This window comes from Cytophagia bacterium CHB2 (assembly GCA_030263535.1).
GTDB lineage: Bacteria > Zhuqueibacterota > Zhuqueibacteria > Zhuqueibacterales > Zhuqueibacteraceae > Coneutiohabitans.
Genome location: SZPB01000427.1, coordinates 1 through 4,865 on the forward strand (window position 1 = coordinate 1; position 4,865 = coordinate 4,865).

Annotated in this window: 4 protein-coding genes; 2 read left to right on the forward strand and 2 right to left on the reverse strand. The window is 53.8% G+C overall.

All coding sequences use genetic code 11. The features are described 5' to 3' along the window. The first annotated feature begins 692 nt into the window (after positions 1-692). Both FBQ85_26510 and FBQ85_26515 read left to right on the forward strand, forming a co-directional pair. Entirely contained in the window at positions 693-1,553 is an 861-nt protein-coding gene (locus FBQ85_26510; GenBank protein ID MDL1878685.1) for a CHAT domain-containing protein, read from the forward strand. Further along, positions 1,554-2,228: a hypothetical protein gene (locus FBQ85_26515; protein MDL1878686.1), complete on the forward strand. Its 675-nt coding sequence runs from the start codon at positions 1,554-1,556 to the stop codon at positions 2,226-2,228. Positions 2,229-2,231: 3 nt separating this feature from the next. Here the strand turns inward: FBQ85_26515 and FBQ85_26520 are convergent, their stop codons facing one another. Together FBQ85_26520 and FBQ85_26525 are read right to left on the reverse strand one after the other, a co-directional pair. After that, the gene (locus tag FBQ85_26520; GenBank protein MDL1878687.1) at positions 2,232-2,600 is read right to left on the reverse strand and encodes a hypothetical protein; all 369 of its coding nucleotides are present in this window, start codon (positions 2,598-2,600) and stop codon (positions 2,232-2,234) included. Further along, entirely contained in the window at positions 2,597-4,864 is a 2,268-nt protein-coding gene (locus tag FBQ85_26525) for a penicillin acylase family protein (protein ID MDL1878688.1), read from the reverse strand. Before FBQ85_26525 ends, FBQ85_26520 begins: the two co-directional genes overlap by 4 nt. Position 4,865 lies beyond the last annotated feature (1 nt).

Below are 4,865 nucleotides of genomic sequence, written 5' to 3' on the forward strand. Positions count from 1 at the left end.
TGCGATTCTTTGACATGTTCGTGCTCCCTTGGGGTTGGACCAATATAACCGTTCAGGTATTCCTTAGCAAGAGTGTCCAACTTTAGGGGTGCACTTCAACGTCAGGAATACCGCCCCTTCAGGGCTAGTAGGTGCGATAGATTTGATCGGTTCCCAGGGCGCTGCCCGTGGGCTATTACATGCGACCCCGTTGGGGTCATCAAGCTGGTCTGCTGAAAAAAACATTGTGCACTTAACGTTGCAGTGTTACAGCGTTTTTCAAATGCGTGTGCAGGATTCGTAGTCCTGCCCCCTCGTGGGGGGCATTGTTGCAACCGCGAATTTCATGGCTTCAACAGCCGCCCACAAGGGGCGGGGACTACAAAACCTGTTCATCCAAATAAAAACGCTGTAATGAACGTCCTTTAAATCACTGACGCATTCCGCGAATGAATGCGAATCTGCGCTCAGACTATTTCTAATTCACGTTTGTTAGCGTGTGCTTACGATTTCTTGGTCGTGGGAGAGCGGCTATCACCGGCATTCTTGTGAATTGCGTTGTTGCAATTCGCCGGAATTATTTTTAAATAATGCCTGTTCGGAAACACCACCGCCCAGACGGTTTGAAATGAACGATCCCGGTGGTTATCAGACTTGCATACACTTTAAAGCTAACCGCCTCGGCGGTCTCCCCAGAAGCTGAATATGCCGGCATGAGTAAGATCATCAAAATTCTTTTTCTTGCGGCAAATCCGAAAGATACTACGCAATTGCGCCTCGACGAGGAAATGCGCAGTATCGATCAGGCGCTGCGCCAATCCGAGTTTCGCGATCGCTTCGACATCGAGCAGCAGTGGGCGGTGCGCGTAAGCGATTTGCAAAGCCATTTGCTGCGCTATAAGCCCGACATCGTGCATTTCAGCGGGCATGGCAGCGAGGCGCGCGAGATCATTTTGGAGAACAACGCCGGCGAAAGCCAGCCGGTTTCAAGCCGCGCGTTGGGCCAGTTGTTTGCCGTGCTCAAGGACAACATTCGCTGCGTCGTGCTCAATGCCTGCTTCTCGGCATCGCAGGCCGAGGCTATCGCACAACACATCGATTGCGTCGTCGGCATGTCGCAGGAAATCGGCGATGCCGCCGCGTTGAGTTTTGCTTCTTCGTTCTATCAAGCGCTCGGCTTTGGCAGAGACGTCAAAACGGCGTTTGATTTGGGCTGCTTGCAAATCGACATGGAAAACCTGAACGAGCAGCACACGCCCAAGCTCATCGCGCACAACCACAATCCCAAAACCATCATCTTTGCCAAGCCGGCAACCTTGAGCGGCGAAACCGCCAAGAAACCTGCGGCGATTTCAGGATCGTCGCGCGAATACGCGATTTTGATGACGATCGGTTCAGCGTGTTTATGCTTGATTATTTTGGTGCTTGGCACGATTTGGGCGGTACTCGATGACAAAATCTCAGTTGAAGCGCTGGGCAATATTCAGGCAGCGGGCTTCGGCGGCGGGCTGCTTGGTTTTGGAACGATTTTATATCGCATTATAAAAATGGCTTTGGCCGGAGGTAACAAGTAGATGAACGCGAACGAGCCCGGCGGCGCGGAGGCAAAACGCGGCCGCGGCATTTCCATTTTGCTGGTGATTCAATTATTGATTGCCGCCGCGACGGTAGTCGTGATGGTTGTGGTGGGCCAAAGAATTAAGCCATTGATCGAACAACGGCGACAACTTGGGGAGGAAATTACGCAACTGCAAAGCCAGCGCGAATACCTCAGATCGACGCTCGATAGCTTGTCAATTAGAATCGACGAATCCCTTAAGAAGATCGAGGATAGAAAATTTGAATCAGCTCAGGTGGCCCTGAGCTCGCCTAAAGAGGAAGTGGCGCAAGCCCGCGCCACGGTGCCCGACACGGTGAGAATTCCTGCGCGCATTTTCATTCACATTCGCGGAGAATATCAACGCGAAGCCGCCAAAAAAATTGGGGCACGCTTACAGGCGGCGGGCTACCTCGTGCCCGGCATCGAGCGCTTAGTGGATAAAGGTCCGGAGGCCACCGAATTGCGCTTCCTTCGCAAAGCGGAGCAAGAGGAAGCGGCAAAAATCGTGGGGTTGCTCGGAAAAATGGGAATACCGGCAAAACTTTCCGATCATTCGGCCAATTATGAAAACGCCAAAAATGTGCGGCCCGGCACTTACGAGCTTTGGTTCGCGCCCGGGGAATTCGAACAACAATTCAAGAAGAGATAGAGTTCAAGCGCGGTTTGCTTTCACCGCAAACAATTCTCGCCCCCAAAAGCCGGTTGCCGCGCTGGCGCCGCCTGCCAGCGCTGCGACCATCGTCGTCACTGCGAATACTAAAATCACGCTTTCAACCTCAAACCGTTCTCCCAACATTTTTGCCACCCGCGCTGTGATGATTTGACTTGCCGTCAGCCAGTAAAACAATCCTGCCGATAACCACAAAAACCCCGCGCTGAACATGCCGGTGCGCGCGCCCTGCCAAGCCGAAGTTGCGCCCAACATGCCAAACAGAAAGGGCACGAGCATGATCCACCACCAGAACGGGGTCGCCAGTTGCAGAATCAACATGACGATAAAACAAATCGCGATTCCTTTCATAACGCGCCCCGCAAAGTTGCTTCACCGGCAATTCGATTAGCGGTGGAGTTCGGTGAGTTCAAATAAAGTATCTCATATGTTTTGCCGGCCACCCAATCCTCAACAAAATTATCATAAAATTGTGAACCCGGGTTGCCCGATTGCCCGCCGGGATAAATACCCCAAGCCTTTACCTGCGGGCCAAACGCCACCACCATGCGCCACGACGGGCCGGTCGTCTTAGTTGTCGCGTTCACGCAGGTATAATTGCCGCTGGTGAGCAAGTTGCGCCGGCCCATGCCGGGTATATTCGCCAAATGCAAAATGTCAGTGCCGCGTGTTTTTCCCCATTCCCACGCCGGACCGAGGGGACCCCATTTTTCAGTTAGTTTGCGCAGCGCGGAACGCAAGGATAGTTCCGCCATGTCGCGCAACGTCTCACGCCGGGCCGTATCGCGCATATCAAAATAGCGAGCGTGCGGCTGGCGCAGAATCAAATCTACGGTCACATCGCGGCGCGGCCGCTTGATCGCGCCATAGGCGCCCGCCAATTCATCATTCCACACCAAGTCCATGAAATCCTGCCACCAATACTCAAAGATGCTGGGCGCAATGGCATTCGCGTGATTCTCATAGTTCCACTTCATCAACTCTTCATAAGCGCGCGCCTCGTCCGGAGAAAAGTTTTCCAGTGCCAGTTGCGCCAGCAGAGCCGACAACACATTGCGTGCGTGCAGGTTCATCACATCGTTGTGCAAGGCAATCATATCCTCCGGCGCAATATTTTTCATCTCTGCCAACTTCGCATTGATGCGGCCGCCGCGCTCGAAGATGGCATAATTCGACCCGAGGTAATATGGATAATTCGTATCGACCGGATTCTGGTTGGCCGAGCTGACAAAGCCTCGTGCGGGATTCTTGACATGCGGATTTTGCGCCAGCGGAACCCAGCCTTGCCAATCATAAGCAGGATCACTGCCGTCGCTGAGATATTGCCCTTGCTTTTCCCAGCGTAACGGAAAACGGCCTTGATGCCACAAGGCAATGTCGCCGCTGCTATCCGCAAAAACGAAATTTTGCGCGGGACTGGCATAGAAACTCAAAGCCGAGAGATAATCATCATAGTTGCGCGCACGGTTTAGATACATGAACGTCGCCAATTCGTTCGACGAGTCATGCGCCACCCAACGCAGCGCTGCGCCGGAGGGAATATCCCAATCATAAGGCTTTTCAGAATTTCGATAAACCACCGGACCGTGATGCGTATAAAAAATCGTGTCGCGCACCGTTTCGCCGCCGCGGATCTTGATCTCTTCGACGCGCCGCTGTGTGGCACGCCAAGCGCCGTCATAAAAATACTGCTGCTGCGTGCTGTCTTTAAAAGTAAGATGATACCAATCCATCACATCCGATTCACTATTCGTCACACCCCACGCCACCTGCTGATTGAAGCCGATAATCACAGCCGGAGCGCCGGGCAGGCTGACGCCATAAACATTGACTTCGGGCGACACCAATTGAATTTCATACCAAATCGCCGGCAGATTCAACGTGAGATGAGGGTCATTGCAAAGTATCGGATAGCCGCTGGCCGTACGCGCGCCGGCCACCGCCCAGTTATTGCTGCCTTGCGCGGAAAAGCCTTCCGTCGATTGCGCGGAATCGCGCAACATCATCTTGAAATCCTGCTGCGGCTTTTTAACGGCATGCGGTGAAAAATCCCAGCGCGTACCGGCCGGAATGATCGGCTCCATAAACGGCGGATAATCCGGATGCAGAACGCGCGTTAATGAATCGCCGAGGGTCGCGCGCGTGCGCGACATGATGATTTCATGATTGCGACTGGTCAGGCGCCACGCCATGAACTTCAGCAAGATCGCCGACTTCAACACGGTCCACGGTTCGGGTTGGTAATCGAGAATCTTATATTCGAAGGGCAGGCGTTTGGCCTCCAAGCCGCGAATCCAGGCGTTCACGCCGTTGGTGTAGGCCTCCACCGCCAACAAGGTGGCAGGATTGCCGCGCATGGCCTTCACCGCATTCTCAGCGGCGTAAACCATGCCGATGCGACGGCGAAAACGATCATACTCCAGCGCGCGCGCGCCGACAATTTCCGACAGACGCCCGGCAGCCGCATGCGTTTGAAATTCCATTTGCCAAAGGCGATCGGCGGCCGTGAGATAACCCTGGGCGAAATACAGATCATGATTATTTCGGGCAAAAATGTGCGGCACGCGGCGATCATCCCACAACACGTGCACGGTATCTTGCAGCTCCGGCAAAATG

Coding starts and splice junctions, on each gene's coding strand:
- FBQ85_26510 (MDL1878685.1), top strand. CDS start 693: ATGAGTAAGATCATCAAAATTCTTTTTCTTGCGGCAAATCCGAAAGAT.
- FBQ85_26515 (MDL1878686.1), top strand. CDS start 1,554: ATGAACGCGAACGAGCCCGGCGGCGCGGAGGCAAAACGCGGCCGCGGC.
- FBQ85_26520 (MDL1878687.1), bottom strand. CDS start 2,600: ATGAAAGGAATCGCGATTTGTTTTATCGTCATGTTGATTCTGCAACTG.